We start from the raw sequence: 17,030 nt of genomic DNA, 5'->3' as shown, positions 1-17,030 counted from the left end.
ATCCGCCCGCCGGCGGTGTTTGTCGGATGTGGCGTGCAAAAGGTGATTTTTTGTCTAGAGTGTAGACATTGCCATCCACATTGAGAGCGATGGCGATATCTACCTGGATGGGAAATATCATGCGTACTTTTGTGTGGGCATTGCTGTTGGGCTGCTGCGTTTCCGGCGCGGCAGGCGCGGGCGAGAAGCCGCTGCGGGAGGGTGACTTGCAAGAGTTTAGGGGACAGTACGATCTGGCCGATGGTCGGACCCTGACGGTCACGCAGCATCGCAAGAAGCTGTTTGTGCAGATGAACGGCGGCCCGGAGGTCGAGCTTGAACCGGTGGGCAAAAGCGCCTTCATCACACGCTGGGGCGGACTGCGCGTGGAGTTCGACCAGCGCGACAACGGCAACGTCGCCGGGGTTCGTTTGCTCGGGCCCGAGCAGGTGGCGCGCCGGCGGGATTAAACCGGCGCTTGATGGAATCAGGTCAGCAGCGGAAGGATGCCGTCCAGACCGACAAAGTTGAGCGCGACGTTGGCCTGCTCGCGCACCACCGGCTTGGCGCGGAACGCCACCGACATGCCGGAGATGCTCATCATCTTCAGATCATTGGCGCCGTCGCCCATGACGATCGCCTGCGACGTCGCTATGCCCAGCTCCGCGCACACGCGCTCCACGGTGCGCTTCTTTTCTTCCGCATCGACGATGCCGCCCACCACGCGGCCGGTCAGCCGGCCGTCGACGATTTCCAGTTCGTTGGCGTGGGTGTAGTCCAGGCCCAGGCGCTCTTTCAGGCGCGAGGTGAAGAAGGTGAAGCCGCCCGATACCAGCAGCGTTTTCATGCCGGCCTGCCGCACCGCCTTGAGCATGGCTTCCGCGCCCAGCGACAGTTGCAGGCGCTCGTCATACACGCGCTCCAGTGCCGACGCCTCCAGGCCTTCCAGCAGCGCCACGCGGCGCTTCAGGCTCTCGGCGAAATCAAGCTCGCCGCGCATCGCCGCCTCGGTGATCTCGGATACCTGCGGCTTGAGGCCCTGCATGTCGGCGATTTCGTCGATGCACTCGATGGTGATCAGCGTCGAGTCCATGTCCATGGCCACCAGCTTGAAATCGCTCATCTTGTGCATGCCGATGGAGTAGGTGGCGTCCAGCTGGGCCGCCTGGGCCGCCACTTCGATGGTCTGGCGCAGCGCCGGCGAGAAGGTGATGCCTTCGCAACGCAGCGCGCGCTCGCTCAGCCAGGTGATGTTCTTTGGTGCCGTCAGTGCGGCGATGCGTTCCAGTCTGGCCTTGCAGTCGTCCAAGCCTTGCAGTACAAGATTCATAGTATTTTTTGCAGTCTTCATAAATGCGGATAGCGTTTTTTGGGCTAAGCGCCCAAGTTACGTGTTAAGGCTCATGCAGTCAACTGTTTGATCGCACCCTTGATCTGGGCGACGCGCGCCGCCAGGTCGGGCATGGCGGCGGTGATCTTCAGTTTGTCCTGGCCATTGAGCTTGATCTGCCGGTTCTTCTGTATCAGCTCGATGATGCGCATTGGGTCGATCGGCGGCTTGGCCATGAACTGCAAGGTGGCCGCTTCGCCGTGGGCGTCGATCTTGACGATGCCCACGGTCTTGGCGGCGATGCGCAGGCGGTGGGTTTCGATCAGGGCCTTGACTGGGTCGGGCAATTTGCCGAAACGGTCGATCATCTCTTCCTGCATGTCGTCGATCTTGTCCTGGACGTTGCAGTTGGCCATGCGCTTGTAGATGGACAGTCGTTCGTGCACATCGCCGCAGAAATCGGCCGGCAGCAGCGCCGGCACGTGCAGGTTGATTTCGGTGGTGGTGGCCAGCGGCGCCGCCAGGTCCGGCTCCTTGCCGGCCTTGAGCGAGCGCACCGCCTCGTTCAGCATGTCCGAGTACAGCTGGAAGCCGATCTCGGTCATCTCGCCGGACTGGTTGTCGCCGAGGACTTCGCCGGCGCCGCGGATCTCCAGGTCGTGCATCGCCAGATAGAAGCCGCTGCCCAGTTCTTCCATCTGCTGGATCGCGTCGAGGCGGCGCTGCGCCTGTTTGGTCAATCCCTGCACGTCGGTCACCAGCAGGTAGGCGTAGGCCTGGTGGTGCGAGCGGCCGACGCGCCCGCGCAGCTGGTGCAGCTGCGCCAGGCCGAACTTGTCGGCGCGGTGCATGATGATGGTGTTCGCGGTCGGCACGTCGATGCCGGTCTCGATGATCGTGGTGCACAGCAGGATGTTGTAGCGCTGGGCCACGAAGTCGCGCATCACTTTTTCCAGGTCGCGCTCGTGCATCTGGCCGTGGGCCACGGCGATGCGTGCCTCCGGCAGCAGCTCGGTCAGCATCGCCATGCGGTTCTGGATGGTCTCGACCTCGTTGTGCAGGAAGTAGACCTGGCCGCCGCGCTTCAATTCGCGCAGGCAGGCTTCGCGGATGATGGACTCGCCCTCGCTGCGCACGAAGGTCTTGATCGCCAGGCGCTTTTGCGGCGCGGTGGCGATCACCGAGAAGTCGCGCAGGCCTTCCAGCGCCATGCCCAGCGTGCGCGGGATAGGCGTGGCGGTCAGCGTCAGCACGTCGACTTCGGCGCGCAGCGATTTCAGGGCTTCCTTCTGGCGCACGCCGAAACGGTGCTCCTCGTCGATGATGACCAGGCCGAGACGGGTGAACTTGACGTCGTCCGACAGCAGCTTGTGGGTGCCGATGATGATGTCGAGCGTGCCGTCGGCCATACCCTTGATCGCCTGCGCGATCTCCTTGCCGGTGCGGAAACGCGACATTTCGGCGATGCGCACCGGCCAGTCGGCGAAGCGGTCGGCGAAGGTCTGCGCGTGCTGCTCGGCCAGCAGCGTGGTCGGCGCCAGGATCGCCACCTGCTTGCCGCCCATGACGGCGATGAAGGCCGCGCGCAGCGCCACCTCGGTCTTGCCGAAGCCGACGTCGCCGCACACCAGCCGGTCCATCGGTTTGCCGGAGGTCATATCCTTGATGACGTTGTTGATCGCTTCCTGCTGGTCCGGCGTTTCGTCGAAGCCGAAGCTGTCGGCGAAGCGCTCGTAGTCGTGCGCCGAATATTCGAACGAGTGGCCCTGGCGCAGCGCGCGGCGGGCGTACAGGTTGAGCAGCTCGGCGGCGGTGTCGCGCACCTGTTCGGCGGCCTTGCGCTTGGCTTTTTCCCAGGCGCCGGAACCCAGCGCGTGCAGCGGCGCGTCTTCCGGCGAGGCGCCGGAGTAGCGCGAGATCACGTGCAGCTGCGATACCGGCACATACAGCTTGGTGTCCTTGGCATATTCCAGGTGCAGGAATTCGGTCTCGCCTTCGCCCAGGTCCATGCTGGTCAGGCCCATGTAGCGCCCGATGCCGTGGTTGATGTGCACCACCGGATCGCCGATCTTCAGCTCCGACAGGTCGCGCACCATCGATTCGACCTGGGTGACGGCTTCCTGCTTCTTCTTGCCGACGCGGCGGCCGGAGCCCGCATACAGCTCGGTCTCGGTGAGGAAGATGAGATTTTCGTCAGGCGTGGACAACTCGAAGCCGGCGTGCAGCGGGGCCACGCCCAGCATCAGCTTGGCGCTGGAGGTGGCAAAACCCTCGTAGCCTTCGACCGGCGTCAGCGCCAGATCGTATTCGGTGAAGTACTGCTGCAGCGTTTCGCGGCGGCCGTTGGTCTCGGCGCAGATCATCACGCGGCGGCCCGCTTGCAGCAGGTAGGCGCGCAGATTGGTCAGCGGGTCGTCGCTGTGGCGGTTGACGGCGATGTTGGGCACCGGCGCCGACAGCTCGGAGGCGCCGCTGTCGGCGTCCTTCGAGATCGCCAGCCGGCCGTAGGGCTTGGCCAGCGTGAAGAACTGTTCGTCCGACAGGAACAGCGCTTCCGGCGCCATGATGGGGCGGTCGCGGTCGGACTTGAGGAAGCGGTAGCGTGAGCCGGTGTCGGTCCAGAAGCGCTTGATGGCGGCGTCGATGTCGCCCACCAGGGCCAGCGCCGCGCCTTGCGGCAGGTAGTCGAACAGCGTGGCCGTCTCTTCGAAGAACAGCGGCAGGTAGTACTCGATGCCGGCCGAGGCGATGCCGCTCTTGATGTCCTTGTACACCACCGAACGCGAAGGGTCGCCTTCGAACTGCTCGCGCCAGCGGTTGCGGAAGGTGGTGCGCGCCGCCTCGTCCATCGGGAACTCGCGGCCGGGCAGCAGTCGCACCTCGTTGACCGGATACAGCGAGCGCTGGGTGTCGGCGTCGAAGGTGCGGATGGTTTCGATGGTGTCGCCGAACAGGTCGAGCCGGTAGGGCAGGGCGGAGCCCATCGGGAACAGGTCGATCAAGCCGCCGCGCACCGAGTACTCGCCGGGCGACATCACCTGCGCGACGTGGGTGTAGCCGGCCAGCGTCAGTTGCGACTTCAGGCGCGCTTCATCGAGCGACTCGCCTTTTTTGAAGAAGAAGGTGTAGGCCGCCAGGAACGACGGCGGCGCCATGCGCACCAGCGCGGTGGTGGCCGGCACCAGCATCACGTCGCACTGGCCGCTGGAGATTTCGTGCAGCGTCGCCAGGCGCTCGGACACCAGGTCCTGGTGCGGCGAGAAGGTGTCATAGGGCAGGGTTTCCCAGTCCGGCAGCAGATGGCAGCGCAGCTGGTCGCCGCCGAACCATGGGATTTCGTCCAGCAGGCGTTGGCCGTCGCTGGCGTTGGCGACGATCACGGCCAGCATCTGGCCCTGGGATTTGAGTTCGAGCGCGGTGAGCGCCAATGCGTAGGCGTCCGACGAGCCGTGCAGCGCAGGCAGGACGAAGCGGGTGCCGGGTTTGGGTAGGAATTTATTCAACGGTCAAGGAGACATCAATGCACCGCCAGAGGGGCAATGCCGCAGCCGACATTATAGACGAAGCCCGGTCTTCGAGTGAGCGGGGCCCCACCCCGGAGAGGCCGGGGTCTGACCCCGCAGGGGTCAGACCCCTTGGGGCCGCAGTGCGGGGTCAGGCCTTGCGGTTGGCGATGCCGAAGGGCACATGGACCATCGGTATATTGCCGCCGGCCGACTTCAGGTGACTGATCTGGTCGTCGAAGAAGATGTGCGGCTTGAAGATGCCCAACACCCGCGCTTTTTCCATGCCGCCCAGGAAAAACGTCTCGTTGGCGGACACGCCCCAGCTCTTTAGCGTGGTGACCACCCGCTCGTGCGACGGCGCGCTGCGGGCAGTGATGATGGCGATGCGCAGGATGCGCTTGTACGAGGGATCGCGGCGCTGGGCGCGCTCCTCCAGCCGCTGCATCAGCGACAGCTTCTGGAACAGGTCGGCCAGCGGGCCGGGCTGGTGCGGGATGGCGACCCGTTCGCGCTCGTGCGCATGGAACTCGTCGACATCATTGTTGCGCTTGAAGACGGTCTCGGATTCGTCGTCGGCGATCACGCCATCGAAGTCGAAGGCGACCCGCAACTCCTCGTCGTCATCGTCCTCGGTGCGCGAGGGCAGCACCAGGCCGGCCGGATAATTGGCCTCGAGCGCGTTGCGGACATCTTCCTCGTTGGCGCTCAGGAACAAGGAGGTATTGAAGGCCGGCAGGTAGCTGTACGGCGATTTGCCGGTGACGAAGCAGGCGCGCGAGATGTCCAGCCCGTAGTGGGCGATGGAATTCATCACCCGCAGACCGGTCTCCGGCGAATTGCGCGACATCAGCACCACTTCCACCGGCGCCGACTGCGCATAGTGCTTGTTGATGTTGAGGAAGCGGCGGATGAAGGGAAAGGCCACGCCCTTGCCCAGGATGACGTCGATATGCTGCTCCTGGTACTTGCGGTACTCCTCGGCGCCGCCTTCCAGGTAGATCTTGTGCGATTCGGTCAGGTCAAACAGCGCGCTGGAGGCGACGCCGATCACCAGTTTGTGCTCGATAGGGTAGGCCATGGTCTTGTCGGTGGGTTGCTATGGGTTGCAATATGCACCACTTTAACCGATACACCAGCTACAGCGTCGCCAAAAACGCTGCCCCAGTGGCTTTTTTTGTTTCTTTCTTGCATGGGTGATTGCCACTGGCCTTGCGCTGCGATACATTGAGGCATCCACAGGGCGGAGTCCGGCGTGCTCGATCTCGACACTCTATTGTTGGTCCAGGTTTGCGTCACATTGCTGATGACGGCGCTGCTGGTCGCTGCCGCCTGCTACACCGGCAGCCCGCCGGAATTGCGCTGGTGGGCACTGGGGAATCTGCTGGGGGCGGTCGGCGTGGCGATGATCAACCTGGACGGTCTTCCCGCCCTCGTGAACAATGTCCTCGGTTACGGCGTGATCGCCTTCGGCCTGGGCCTGGTGCTGCGCGGCCTGCGCGTGTACTGCTCCGATACACTGAGCTGGCGCAGCGTTGCCATCATCACCGGGCTGGCGCTGCTGGTCTCCCTCTATTTCACGCTGGTCGTGCCCAGCCCGCGGGCGCGGTTGTGCTTCAGCGGTTTCTATTTTGCGTTGCTGACCTGGATGTGCGCCGTCACCATCGCGCGCTACGGCGGCTGGCGCGGCATCGTTATCAGCGTGGCCGGTTTTACGGTGTTGGGCCTGGCCCTGTTCACGCGCGGTGTGCACATGCTGTTCCATGGCGATCCGGCCGAGGTGCCGGGTTCCCTGGTGATGGGGTTAAGCATGCTGGCGATTCCGCTGGCCCAGATCTGCATCGCGTTCGGCCTGATCCTGATGGTGATGTGGCGTTACGCCGAACGGCTGCGGCGCCTGTCGACGCTCGATGCGCTGACCGGGGCGCTGAACCGGGCCGGCCTGGAAATCGAGGGCAAGCGGGTGGCGCTGCGGGCGCAGCGCGGACGGCGCAGCATGGCGGTGATCATGATTGACGTCGACTTTTTCAAGCTGATCAACGACACCTACGGCCATCCGGTCGGCGACGAGGTGCTGCGCCATCTGACGCGGATACTGAAGCTGGAACTGCGGCCCTACGATTTGCTGGCGCGCTTCGGCGGCGAGGAGTTCGTGCTGGTGCTGGACGGCTCGGATCGGCCATCCGCGATCAAGGTGGCCGAGCGCCTGCGTGCGCGCATCGAGCTGGAACTGGTGCAGATCGATGCGCTGTCGGTGCGCTACACGGCCAGCGTCGGTGTGGTGTCGTCGGATGAGCATGGACACGACTTGATCGGCCTGATCTCGGCCGGCGACGCCGCCATGTATGAAGCCAAGCGCGCCGGCCGCAACCGCGTGATCGGCGGCTGAGCGCCGGACGCCCGGCGTCAGGAGAGCAGGGCGATCAGCGAATCCGGGTGCAGGCCCCAGCCGGCCAGGCCCGATAGCCCCATCAGCACGCCAAACGCGGTCGGCACCAGCGCCGCGAAGTACAGCGCCCACAACTGGGTCAGCGCGGTGATGGCCAGCAGCGAAATGGCGATGGCCAGCAGCGCGTCCGACAGGTCGAACTGATCGTCCTTGAAATTGGCGGCGTCGTAGGTTTTCTGGTCCTGTTCGGCCTGGGTCCTGGCTTCCGCCTTCTTGCTGTCCTGGTCCTGCGCCACCTTTTCGTATTGCTTGATCGCTTCCTGATACGCCGCCTGCTCGGCCGCCGGCTTGCCCGCGGCGGCAAGGCGCAGCTGAACCACGGTGGACTTGGCGACTTCCTCGCGGACGTTGCGGGCCTGGTAGAAGGCCCAGTGGTCGACCCGGTTGGCCTGCGCCTGCTGCATGCTCTGGTTGATATTGTCGTCCTTGACCTTGCAGATGCCCATGAAGGTGGCCAGTAATGCGACCGTGATGGCAACGGTGGCATTGAGTTTGCGGCCGGCGGCGGGGGTATCGGTCTGGGTCTCGACGATGTCTAGTGGTTCCATGTTTCGTAATAGGCAATGTGAAAACCGCAAGCTTAACCTACAACTGTGCGTGTGGCACCACATACCAGACGAATCTGGTTGACGCTGCCTTGGCTGGGCAGCATATTGGCTCCTGAGGGCCACGGTGGCGAGCGACGTTCGGGAACGGTATTAACAATAAAGTAAGCCACTATCTGGCGCAGCAGCAAAGTCAAGCGGCCTTCGGGCCGCTTTTTTTTGATCTGACTCAATCGTGGCGGCGGGGGCGGTGCTACGGGGGCAGCTTGATCATGCGGAGGTTGATGTGGCTGTAATACGGACAAGTTTTGCTACCAAGGATGACGTGCAGTCGTTGCGTGAGGAAATACATGCCTCGACTGTACGCATCATGAAGGTTTTGTACGAGCAAAAGCTGGAATTTACGACAGCGCTGGCCAAACAGCGCGAAGACTTTACCGCCGCCCTCGCCAAGCAGCGCGAAGAGTTAAACGCGTCCATAGTGGAACAGCGAGTCGAACTTCACAAGACCCTGATGAGCCATACCTGGAAGCTCTACGGCTTCGCATCCCTGCTGATGGGCGGTGTTTATTTTATCGCCCGTTACGTGCACTAAAGTCATTCATAAGCGGCCAGGCGCTTTTGTTCGTTGGCGGAGAAAATGGAATCGCGCAGTTTCTGTAGCGCTGCCGGATCGGCACCGCCTGCCAGTTGCTGGCGCTGCGCCAGATAGCTGGCGATGCGGCGGCGCCAGTCCGCTTCGTCGATGTCGACATCGGCCAGGCGGGCCGCCGCTTCGGGTGATAGCGCGGCGGCGCGCATGCGGTAGATCTCGTTGTCGCCCATGCCTTGTTCGCGAGCCTTCGCCACGGCTTCCTCAAGCTTCAGTACCTTGGTCGGCGCGTCGCGTTCGTCGCGCAGTTGCTGCGGCAAGCGCGCATCGAGCGCCGCAATGCGCTCCTTGCGCTGTGCGTCGCTCAAGCTCTTGTCGGCATTGATCGCCAGCCGCGCCACGGCATCCAGATCGTAGGCGTCGCTGGCGCTGAACAACCCTTCGGCTTCCGCGTCACTGAAGTACGAATGGCGCAGGCGCTGCATGGCCTCCAGCCGCTGACGCGCTCCCTGCGCCAGATCCAGCGTGGCCGGCAGGCCGCGCTCCACATCGACCAGCGCACGCTTGTAGGCCAGGTAGACATCCAGCAGGCGCTTGGCCTGCGCCGCCGGCGCGGCGCTCAGGCGGCGATCGAGCTCGCGGCCGATCTCCACGCGTATCGCTTCCAGCGGCTTCTCGCCCAGGCCCGCCAGGTAGTAATCGAACAGGTAGGCCAGCTCCGCGTTGACGGTCAGCTTGTTCGCCGCAGTCTGGCGCACATCGCCGTCGGGCCGTGTGCCGATCATCGACGGCACAAACGCAAAATAGTTCGGATCGGCGGCGTTGGTCGGCGGCGGCTCGTTGCGCGGCAGCGCCAGATACAGGCCGGCGCCGACCACAACGGCCAGCGCGCCGAAGCGCAGCAGTTTTACGTTTGTGCTCATCATGCGCTCCTTACAGTCCCAGGCCCTGCAGGCGATTGGCCTGCTGGCGGAAGATGGTCACGGGGCTGGTCTCGAACAGGTTGGTGATGCCCACCAGCTGATTCACCTCGTCCAGGTGGTTCATCGCATAGTCGTCGCGGATCACGCGGCCCAGGTGGCTGGAGCAGCTGCTGACCAGGCCATCGTTCTTGGCGCCGTCGAAGGCGATGGCCGTCAAGGCCAGTACCGGATCGCTGACGTCCAGCAGATTGGTGTAAGGCTGCGCGCCGCTCCACGAGAAGTAGTACACGCCGTTCACCTGGTAGTCGCCCTCGCCGCAGGCCGACGTCGGCACCCCCTCAGGATGGTTGCCGTTGAAGGCCAGCGTGCCGGCGGTGCTCAGCGAGGTCGCCGCCGCGCGCGCATCCTGCGGCAAGGTCGGGCTGCCGGACAGGAAGCTGATCAAGCCGGACACCGCGTTGGCCAGGCTGTAGGTCACGTTCGGCACCGCGCCTATCAGCACGTCGGCCACCTTCGAACCCTTGTTGACGCCACCGACGCTGCTGACCGAGGCCACCAGGTCCGGCCGCACCGACGCCACATAACGCGCGGTAGGGCCGCCGTGGCTATGGCCGACCAGGTTGACCTTGGACGCGCCGGTCGCCGCCAGGATCTGCTTGACCTGCACCAGCAATTGCTCGCCGCGCACTTCGGTGCTGTTGGCGGCAGACACCGAGGTCACATACACATTGGCGCCGCCGCTGCGCAGCGCCGACGCGATGCCGTAGAAGTAATCGACCGGGCCGATGTTATCGAAGCCGAACAGGCCGTGCACCAGCACGATAGGGTATTTGGTTTGCGTGTAGCCGGCAGCCCAGGATGGCGCGGGCAGGGAGGTCAGGGCGATCAGGCAGACCGCGAGGTACTTCCAGAAGCGTTTTTTCATTGAAGTCTCCGAGTGTATTTTTGAGGTCCGGGTATTTCCCCGGTCAACAAAATGTAGCACCGAGCCGTTGGCCTTGCAGTCCGCACGCTAGGCCCTGGGAGCCAATCTGAAGGGCCTCTGAGCCGAGTTGTTTTCCTGCGCTATAATCGACACCAAAAATCAAACTACGAGACTACCTTGCCGTCGCGATTCGACTTCCAACAATTTCAGGGGATGACGCCGCTGGACGGCGTCAATATCTGGGCGTACCTGCTCGACCACAACGCTGAACGCATCACCGTCAAGCGCCGCAAGCCGGCGCTGGAAAACCTGGAGAGGATCTTCCGTGCCACCTTCAAGCTGGCCAACGACGTCGGCTTCCGCGCCATGAACCTGCGTGACCTGTGCCAGGAGACCGGGCTGTCGATGGGCGGCTTGTACGGCTACATCAGCAACAAGGATCAACTGGCGGAGATGATCGAGGACGTGGTGCGCTACGCCACGCTGGAGATGCCGCGGCTGTTCGACGACGTCACCGATCCGCTGGACAAGCTGGAAGCGCTGATGCGCGCCTCGATCTACGTGTCGGAGATTTTGCAGCCGTGGTTTTATTTCGTCTTCATGGATTCGCGCGTGCTGCAACCGGCGCAGCGCACCACGGCCAAGGAATCGGAATTGTACGTGCAGGCCTTGTTCGCCGATGTGATCGCGCAGCTGCCGCAACGCCCGGCCGGTAGCCCGGAGCTGCAGGCCGCGCACATCCTGGCGATGTTCCAGGACTGGTATGTGAAACGCTGGAAGTACCGGGCCGCCGATGTCAGCCCGGACCAGTTTGCGGACAGCGCCGTGCGCATGATGCGCGGCTACCTGGCGGCCTGACCTGACTTAGTTAGCTGGCGGCGGAGGCGGCGTCGTGCCGGCCGGCTGCGGCGCCACGTTCTCCGCGCCCGGCGCCACATCGTCCATGTCCAGCGTGTGGCGCGCGGCGTCGCCGGTGAACTCGTCGTACAGCCACTCGCCGTCCACCTGCGTCAACCCGGCCGGGACCGGGCGCTCCTGCGGCGGACGGTTTTGCAGCGCCACCTTCATGTAATCGATCCAGATCGGCAGCGCCACGCTGGAGCCGAACTCCTTGCCGCCCAGGGATTTCGAGTCGTCGTAACCCATCCACGACACCGCCACGATGCCGCCGCCGTAGCCGGCGAACCAGCCGTCGACCGCATCGCTGGAGGTGCCGGTCTTGCCGGCCAAGTCAGGGCGGCCCAGACGCGCCACGGCGGCGCCGGTGCCGGTGCGCGTGACCTGGCGCAGCATGCTGTCGGTGACGAAGGCGTTGCGCGGGTCGATGACGCGGGCCTCGTCCGGCAGCGTGGTGCGCGGCTTGGCTTCGGTGATGATCTTGCCGCCGCCGTCGACGATCCTGGCGATCAGGTAGGGTTCGACCGTGTAGCCGCCGTTGGCGAACACCGAGTACGCGCCCACCAGCTGCGCCGGCGTGACCGAGCCGGTGCCCAGCGCCATGGTCAGGTTCTTCGGATGCTTGGCCAGGTCGAAGCCGAACTTGCCCAGGTAGTTGTGCGCGTACGGCACCGTGATCGAGCGCAGGATGCGCACCGAGGCCACGTTCTTCGATTCGGCCAGCGCGGTGCGCATGGTGATCGGGCCGTCGAACTTGCCGTCGTCGTTTTTAGGGCTCCACGGTTCGTTGCCGGTTTCGGCGCCGGTCAGGTCCAGCGGCACGTCGTTGATCAGGGTCGCCGGCGAGAAGCCTTTTTCCAGCGCCGACGAATACACGAAGGGCTTGATCGAGGAACCGGGCTGGCGCCAGGCCTGCGTGACGTGGTTGAATTTTTGCAGGTTGTAGTCGAAGCCGCCGACCATGGCGTGGTAGGCGCCGCTGACCGAATCGATGGACACGAACGCCGCCGCCACCTGCGGCACCTGGGTGATGGACCAGCCCCGATTCTCCTGCATGATGCGGATCACCGCGCCGGGGCGCAGGCGGACCGTGTCCTTGGCCTTGTCGGTCAGCGCGTTGGCTGCCAGGCGCAGGCCGTCGCCGCTGATGGTGATCTCTTCACCGAACGGATCCTGCACCTTGACCGACTTGGCGCCGACCTCCAGCACCACGGCCGGGATCAGCCGGTCGCTGCCCGGACGGTGTTGCAGCGCCTCCTCGATGGCGTCGTCGCGCTCTTCCTCGCCGGCCGGCAGCGTGATGAAGGCCTCCGGGCCGCGGTAGCCGTGGCGCTGGTCGTAGTTCAGCACATTGCGGCGCACCGATTCGTAGGCCGCGTTCTGGTCGGCTTTCAGGATCGTGGTGTAGACCTTGATGCCCTTGTTGTACGAGTCCTCTTTGAATTGGGCGTACACCACCTGGCGCGCCAGTTCGGCCACGTACTCGGCGTGGGTGTCGAACTCCTGGCCGCGATGGCTGACATGCAGCGTTTCGTGCAGCGCTTTCTGGTACTGGTCCTCGGTGATGTAATTGAGGTCGCGCATCGACATCAGCACCACGCGCTGGCGTTGCTTGGCGCGTTTGGGATTGACGGCCGGGTTGTGGCGGGCCGGATTTTGCGGCAGGCCGGCCAGCATCGCCATCTCGGCGATGTCCAGGTCCTTCAGCGATTTGCCGAAGTAGACCTGCGCCGCCGCGCTGAAGCCGAAGGAACGCTGGCCCAGGTAGATCTGGTTCATATACAGTTCGAGGATCTGCTCCTTGCTGAGCGCCGCCTCGATCTTAAACGCCAACATGACCTCATTGAGTTTGCGGCCGTAGAATTTGTCGCGGGTGAGGAAGAAGTTGCGGGCCACCTGCATCGTGATGGTGGAGCCGCCCTGGCGCATGGCGCCGCCCAGGTTGGCGCGCGCCGCACCCAGCGCGCGGCGCCAGTCGATGCCGTTATGATCGTAGAAGCGCTTGTCCTCGATCGCCACCACAGACTTCTTCATCATCTCGGGGATGTCCTTGATCGGCACGAAGTCGCGGTGCTCCTCGCCGAATTCGCCGATCAGGGCATTGTCGGCGGTGTAGATGCGCAGCGGGATCTTGGGCCGGTAATCGGTGATGACTTCCAGCGACGGCAGGTTGGGCGCCACGTACAGCAGCAGATAGCCCAGCAGCAGGCCGCCTGCGATCAGCGCGGCGATGCCGGCCACGATGAAGCCGCGGATGGCGTTGCGGCGGGTCAGCCATTTGGACGGATTGATAGGGGAAGCAGTCAAGGCGTGGTCTCACGGTAGCAGCGGTAGGCGCGATTATAGACCAACAAAATTTGGGCACACTTAATTGAAAAGTGGCTTTTTCTGCAAATAGGCTCGCCCGGCCCTATGACTATTGGTGATTTTGTCGTAACGTAACAGATATCTGAATCATTTCGCTCTAAAACCGGGGAAAACATGGCGGAACCGCAGCACACTCTCGATTGCGACATCCTGATCGTCGGAGGCGGCATCAACGGCGCCGGCATCGCGCGCGACGCGGCGGGACGGGGCTTGTCGGTGGTGCTGTGCGAAAAGGACGACCTGGCCTCCCACACCTCGTCGGCCTCCACCAAGCTGATACACGGCGGCCTGCGCTATCTGGAGTATTACGAGTTCAATCTGGTGCGCAAGGCGCTGATCGAGCGTGAGGTGCTGCTGCGCGCCGCGCCGCACATCATGTGGCCGCTGCGCTTCGTGATGCCGCATGCACCCGGCCAGCGCCCGGCGTTGCTGATCCGGGCCGGTCTGATGCTGTACGACCTACTGGCCAAGCGCGAGCTGCTGCCCGCGTCGGCCGGCATCAACCTGCGCACGCATGCGGCGGGCAAGCCGCTCAAGCCGGAGTTCCAGCGTGGCTTTATCTATTCGGACGGCTGGGTGGACGACGCCCGGCTGGTGGTGCTGAACGCCATCGACGCCTGCGAAAAGGGCGCCACCATCCTGACCCAGACAGTGTGCGGCGCGTTGACGCGCAAGGCGGATGGCTGGGAGGCGGCGCTGCACAAGAGCGGATGCGGCGATGTCCGTGTCAACGCGCGTTACGTGGTCAACGCCGCCGGGCCGTGGACCGCGAGCCTGCTGCATGCCACGTTGCCGAAGGAGGGGGGCGGCAACCTGCGCCTGATCAAGGGCAGCCATATCATCGTCAAGCGTATCTTCGAACACGACAACGCCTACATCTTCCAGCACCCGGACGGCCGCATCGTGTTCGCGATTCCGTATGAGCGCGACTTCACGCTGATCGGCACCACCGATCTCGATTACCGCGGCGACGCCAACCAGGTCGCCATCAGCGAAGACGAAATCGCCTACCTGTGCGAGTTGGCCAGCCAGTACTTCGTCAAGCCCATCGTGCCGGCCGACGTGGTGTGGACCTATTCCGGCGTGCGGCCGCTGGTGGAGGACGGCGCCGACGCCAAGGCCGTCACGCGCGACTACCGGCTGGAGGTCGACAGCGACGGCCCGCCGATGTTGAGCGTCTTCGGCGGCAAGATCACCACCTTCCGCAAGCTGGCGGAGGAAGCGGTCGACCTGATCGCCAAAGCGCTGGGCAACCGCCACGGCGCCTGGACCCACAACGCCTGCCTGCCGGGCGGCGATCTATATGGCGCCGAGCCGCAGAACCGCTCGGTGCAGGAGTTCGATAACTGGGTGCGCACTGTCCAGGGGCGCTACGGCTGGCTGCCACCCTTGCTGGTGGCGCGCTACGCCCGCGCCTACGGCACGCGCATCCACACGCTGCTTGGGAAGCGCGAAGACGTCGCCGGGATGGGCGAGGAGATCGCGCCCGGTTTGTACGCGGCGGAAGTGGAATACCTGCGCCGCTACGAATGGGCACGTACCGCGCAGGACATCCTGTGGCGGCGCTCCAAGCTTGGCCTGCATCTGCCGCCGGACACCGGCGACAAGCTGCAAGCCTGGCTGACCGCCAACCCATACCAATACCAACAGGCGGTATAAGACAAACCCGCGTGCTGTCGGCGATACGCGTGCGTCACCACTTAGGGGTCTGACCCCGTACGGGGTCAGACCCCGCCTGGCCCTGCGGGGTAAAAAAAAGCGCCTCAATGAGGCGCCTTTTTCACTGGAGCGTAGAGCTTACTTCACGCCGTGCATCAGCTTCTGGATCAGCGGTGCGATCAGGAACAGCAGTGCGCCGCCGGCCATCAGCGACCAGAAGCCGAAGGTATAGCCGGACAGCGCCGACGTCACCGACATGCCGCTCTCGCCGCTGACTGCCGAAGCGAAGATGCCCGACAGGTTGTTACCAATGCCGGTCGACAGGAACCAGCCGCCCATGCCCAGGCCGACCAGGCGCGTAGGCGCCAGTTTGGTCACCATCGACAGGCCGATAGGCGACAGGCACAGCTCACCGATCGACTGCAGCACGTAGACCATGACCAGGGTCCAGAACGGGATATGGTTGTCGGCGCTGACCAGCGACGATAGCGCGAACATCAGCAGGCCGAAAGCGGAGCCGTTGAACAGCAGGCCCAGGCCGAATTTACGCGGAATCGAAGGATTCTTGCCGCGCATGGCGACCCAGATGAAGGCGATGATAGGCGCGAAGCCGATGATGGCCAGCGAGTTAAAGATCTGGAACCAGGCCACTGGGAAGGTCCAGTTGAACATCTGGCGGTTGACGATTTTGTCGGCCAGGAAGGTGAACGAGCTGCCTGCCTGTTCGAAGAACATCCAGAACATGATATTGAAGAAGAAGATCAGCAGCATGGCGATGACCTTGTCTCGGGCGACCTTGCCGTTCTTGACCCCTTCAATCAGCAGCATCACCGACAGCAGGACGAACAGCGCGGACAGCACGATCTGCAGGTTGTTGGCGCCGGCGGCCAGCAGGAAGTACACCACAGGGATCACGCACAGCGAGCCCAGAATCACGTACATCACGCGCTTCGGATCGGAGTTCGATGCGTCCGGTGCACCGATGCCTTTCAGGTTGCGGCGGCCGATGAGGAACCACACCAGGGAGATCAGCATGCCGACGCCGGCCGACATGAACACCACTTTGTAAGCGGGCATGCCGTTGGTGCCGAAGATGGTCGCAGCGAGCCACTCGGTGAGCACCGGTGCGACCATCGCGCCGGAGTTGATCCCCATGTAGAAAATGGTGAAGCCGGAATCGCGGCGCGGATCGGTGGCGCCATACAGCTTGCCGACCATGGTCGAGATGTTCGGCTTGAACATGCCGTTGCCAACGATGACGGTCGCCAGGCCAAGCTGGAACACGGTCTGGTTGGGGAAGGCGATCATGAACAGGCCGGCCGCCATGAAGGTCGCGCCGACCAGGATGGAGCGCTGGTAGCCGAGGACGCGGTCGGCCACGTAGCCGCCGAACAGCGCGGCGGCGTAGACCAGTGCCAGGTAGGAGCCGTAAATCAGGTTGGCCGGGGCCTCGCCGGTGGGGGCGCCGCTGTAGAACTGCGCTACGACGTAGAGCACCAGGGCCCAACGTATGCCGTAGAACGCGAAACGCTCCCAGAACTCGGTCATGAACAACATCCACAGCGGAGCAGGGTGACCCATGATCTGCTTGAATTCGGGAATAACGACTTCCGTATTGGTGGTGGTAGCACCGCTCATGCGGCTTCTCCTAATTTATGATCTATGAAAAGTGTCTCGGGTTCCCTTATGGGGAGCCAAATTGGGCGCCATTTTAATCTACAAATCGCCCCGGTCGTACATTTTGATGGTGCGCCTGCAAAGATATGTCTTTTGTGCTAATAAACATGTACTTTCCTGCTATGCCAATCTCCGCCCCAAAAAGTGCCGGTTTGTCGTATATTGGCAGTGCAGGCTTACCTGT

At 63.6% G+C, this 17,030-nt stretch carries 13 protein-coding genes; 5 read left to right on the top strand and 8 right to left on the bottom strand.

All coding sequences use genetic code 11. From position 1 onward, the window contains the following. The first annotated feature begins 119 nt into the window (after positions 1–119). Positions 120–449, top strand: coding sequence for a DUF3471 domain-containing protein (locus tag ACEN9O_RS26245; RefSeq protein WP_495614730.1), 330 nt, complete (start codon positions 120–122; stop codon positions 447–449). Between the two features lie 17 nt (positions 450–466). On the opposite strand, the gene serB is transcribed toward ACEN9O_RS26245, so the two are convergent. The 3 genes from serB to ACEN9O_RS26230 form a co-directional block, all read right to left on the bottom strand. Further along, entirely contained in the window at positions 467–1,309 is an 843-nt protein-coding gene (gene serB, locus ACEN9O_RS26240; RefSeq protein ID WP_495614729.1) for a phosphoserine phosphatase SerB, read from the bottom strand. Between the two features lie 71 nt (positions 1,310–1,380). Further along, a complete protein-coding gene (gene mfd / locus ACEN9O_RS26235) occupies positions 1,381–4,812 on the bottom strand; it encodes a transcription-repair coupling factor (RefSeq protein WP_495614728.1) in 3,432 nt (1,143 codons plus the stop codon). Between the two features lie 151 nt (positions 4,813–4,963). Next, on the bottom strand, positions 4,964–5,893 hold the full coding sequence (locus tag ACEN9O_RS26230; protein WP_495614727.1) for a 5'-nucleotidase: 930 nt from the start codon (positions 5,891–5,893) through the stop codon (positions 4,964–4,966). 174 nt (positions 5,894–6,067) lie between these two features. Here ACEN9O_RS26230 and ACEN9O_RS26225 point away from each other — a divergent pair, with 174 nt between their 5' ends. Continuing rightward, positions 6,068–7,201: a GGDEF domain-containing protein gene (locus ACEN9O_RS26225; protein WP_495614726.1), complete on the top strand. Its 1,134-nt coding sequence runs from the start codon at positions 6,068–6,070 to the stop codon at positions 7,199–7,201. Positions 7,202–7,218: 17 nt separating this feature from the next. Here the strand turns inward: ACEN9O_RS26225 and ACEN9O_RS26220 are convergent, their stop codons facing one another. Next, complete coding sequence (locus ACEN9O_RS26220; protein ID WP_495614725.1) at positions 7,219–7,809, bottom strand: DUF4337 domain-containing protein; 591 nt, start codon at positions 7,807–7,809, stop codon at positions 7,219–7,221. Positions 7,810–8,092: 283 nt separating this feature from the next. On the opposite strand from ACEN9O_RS26220, the gene ACEN9O_RS26215 reads away from it, so the two are divergent. Next, on the top strand, positions 8,093–8,401 hold the full coding sequence (locus tag ACEN9O_RS26215; RefSeq protein ID WP_495614724.1) for a hypothetical protein: 309 nt from the start codon (positions 8,093–8,095) through the stop codon (positions 8,399–8,401). 2 nt (positions 8,402–8,403) lie between these two features. Here ACEN9O_RS26215 and ACEN9O_RS26210 read toward each other — a convergent pair whose 3' ends face one another. Together ACEN9O_RS26210 and ACEN9O_RS26205 are read right to left on the bottom strand one after the other, a co-directional pair. Beyond that, entirely contained in the window at positions 8,404–9,324 is a 921-nt protein-coding gene (locus ACEN9O_RS26210) for a lipase secretion chaperone (protein ID WP_495614723.1), read from the bottom strand. Positions 9,325–9,331: 7 nt separating this feature from the next. Beyond that, positions 9,332–10,246 (bottom strand): lipase family alpha/beta hydrolase, encoded by a 915-nt coding sequence (locus ACEN9O_RS26205; protein ID WP_495614722.1) that lies wholly within the window; start codon positions 10,244–10,246, stop codon positions 9,332–9,334. A 177-nt stretch (positions 10,247–10,423) separates the two neighbouring features. On the opposite strand from ACEN9O_RS26205, the gene ACEN9O_RS26200 reads away from it, so the two are divergent. Further along, positions 10,424–11,104 (top strand): TetR/AcrR family transcriptional regulator, encoded by a 681-nt coding sequence (locus tag ACEN9O_RS26200; RefSeq protein WP_495614721.1) that lies wholly within the window; start codon positions 10,424–10,426, stop codon positions 11,102–11,104. Between the two features lie 6 nt (positions 11,105–11,110). On the opposite strand, the gene ACEN9O_RS26195 is transcribed toward ACEN9O_RS26200, so the two are convergent. After that, entirely contained in the window at positions 11,111–13,450 is a 2,340-nt protein-coding gene (locus ACEN9O_RS26195) for a penicillin-binding protein 1A (RefSeq protein WP_495614720.1), read from the bottom strand. A gap of 174 nt (positions 13,451–13,624) precedes the next feature. On the opposite strand from ACEN9O_RS26195, the gene glpD reads away from it, so the two are divergent. After that, positions 13,625–15,169, top strand: a complete 1,545-nt coding sequence (gene glpD / locus ACEN9O_RS26190; RefSeq protein WP_495614719.1) for a glycerol-3-phosphate dehydrogenase — start codon at positions 13,625–13,627, stop codon at positions 15,167–15,169. A gap of 138 nt (positions 15,170–15,307) precedes the next feature. On the opposite strand, the gene ACEN9O_RS26185 is transcribed toward glpD, so the two are convergent. Continuing rightward, positions 15,308–16,807, bottom strand: a complete 1,500-nt coding sequence (locus tag ACEN9O_RS26185) for a peptide MFS transporter (RefSeq protein WP_495614718.1) — start codon at positions 16,805–16,807, stop codon at positions 15,308–15,310. Between the last annotated feature and the right edge of the window lie 223 nt (positions 16,808–17,030).

It is taken from the genome of Duganella sp. Dugasp78 (assembly GCF_059491455.1).
Note: the sequence above shows the minus strand (reverse complement) of the source record. Positions and strands in the feature narration are given on the sequence as shown.

Excerpts from the sequence above, each read along its gene's own strand:
- ACEN9O_RS26245 (WP_495614730.1), top strand. The coding sequence starts at position 120 with ATGCGTACTTTTGTGTGGGCATTGCTGTTGGGCTGCTGCGTTTCCGGC.
- serB (WP_495614729.1), bottom strand. The coding sequence starts at position 1,309 with ATGAATCTTGTACTGCAAGGCTTGGACGACTGCAAGGCCAGACTGGAA.
- ACEN9O_RS26230 (WP_495614727.1), bottom strand. The coding sequence starts at position 5,893 with ATGGCCTACCCTATCGAGCACAAACTGGTGATCGGCGTCGCCTCCAGC.
- ACEN9O_RS26220 (WP_495614725.1), bottom strand. The coding sequence starts at position 7,809 with ATGGAACCACTAGACATCGTCGAGACCCAGACCGATACCCCCGCCGCC.
- ACEN9O_RS26210 (WP_495614723.1), bottom strand. The coding sequence starts at position 9,324 with ATGATGAGCACAAACGTAAAACTGCTGCGCTTCGGCGCGCTGGCCGTT.
- ACEN9O_RS26205 (WP_495614722.1), bottom strand. The coding sequence starts at position 10,246 with ATGAAAAAACGCTTCTGGAAGTACCTCGCGGTCTGCCTGATCGCCCTG.
- glpD (WP_495614719.1), top strand. The coding sequence starts at position 13,625 with ATGGCGGAACCGCAGCACACTCTCGATTGCGACATCCTGATCGTCGGA.
- ACEN9O_RS26185 (WP_495614718.1), bottom strand. The coding sequence starts at position 16,807 with ATGAGCGGTGCTACCACCACCAATACGGAAGTCGTTATTCCCGAATTC.